This is a genomic window from Sulfitobacter aestuarii, from assembly GCF_042685005.1.
GTDB lineage: Bacteria > Pseudomonadota > Alphaproteobacteria > Rhodobacterales > Rhodobacteraceae > Sulfitobacter > Sulfitobacter aestuarii.
Genome location: NZ_JBHUMP010000075.1, coordinates 1 through 834, shown reverse-complemented (window position 1 = coordinate 834; position 834 = coordinate 1). Strand labels below are relative to the sequence as shown.

Annotated in this window: 2 protein-coding genes; both read left to right on the top strand. The window is 59.7% G+C overall.

What is annotated here, in order from left to right:
• Positions 1-413: helix-turn-helix domain-containing protein (locus tag ACFSUD_RS19645; RefSeq protein WP_386376194.1), on the top strand; the 413-nt coding region annotated here is incomplete at its 5' end.
• A 46-nt stretch (positions 414-459) separates the two neighbouring features.
• Positions 460-834: transposase (locus tag ACFSUD_RS19640; protein ID WP_386376193.1), on the top strand; the 375-nt coding region annotated here is incomplete at its 3' end.

Here is an 834-nt window from a genome sequence, read left to right as displayed (position 1 = left end):
CCCTGTCTGTAGGACAGATATGGGGGTTTGAGATGGGCAAGCCACATCCTGTGGCACTTCGTGAGCGCGTTGTCGCGCTTGTTGAGGAGGGGTATTCACACCGAGCTGCCGCTGCGCGGTTTCGGGTTTCGGTGAAGTTCGTCAACGACATGGTGTTGCTGAAGCGCGAGACGGGCGGGCTGGAGCCGCGTGTCCAGGGCAATGGCGGCGGTCATGGCAAGCTGAGCCGACTGCGGAATTGGATCGCGGTACGGATGGCTGCCAAGCCGGATCTCACATTGGATGATCTGGTTCTCGAAATTGCAGATGAGCACCAAATGACCGTCCATCGCGTATCGATCTGGCGCACCCTCCGCAGTCTTGGCCTGACACATAAAAAAAGACCTCCAAGCCGTCGAGCAAAAGCGGCCTGAGGTCCGGCACGCACGCCATGTCTGGATCACACGGCGACAACCGTTCATGGCTAATCTGTTGCCGCGCATCGGTTTCATTGACGAGACCTCGCTCAAGACGAACATGGCCAAGACCACAGGCTGGTCTGCAAAAGGCGCGCGCCTGACCGATCACACGCCGTTCGGTCACTGGAACACCCAGACGTTCATCGCTGCATTGCGCCATGACCGCTTGGATGCGCCCTGGGTGATCGACGGCGCGATGAACCGCGACCTCTTCGAGCTTTATATCGAGACCCAACTCGCCCCGACCCTGCACCCCGGCGATGTGATCATTCTGGACAATCTGTCATCCCACAAAAGCCCCAGGGCCGCCGATGCCATGCGCGAGCTCGGCGCTTGGTTTCTCTTCTTGCCGCCCTACAGCCCCGATCTCAATCCC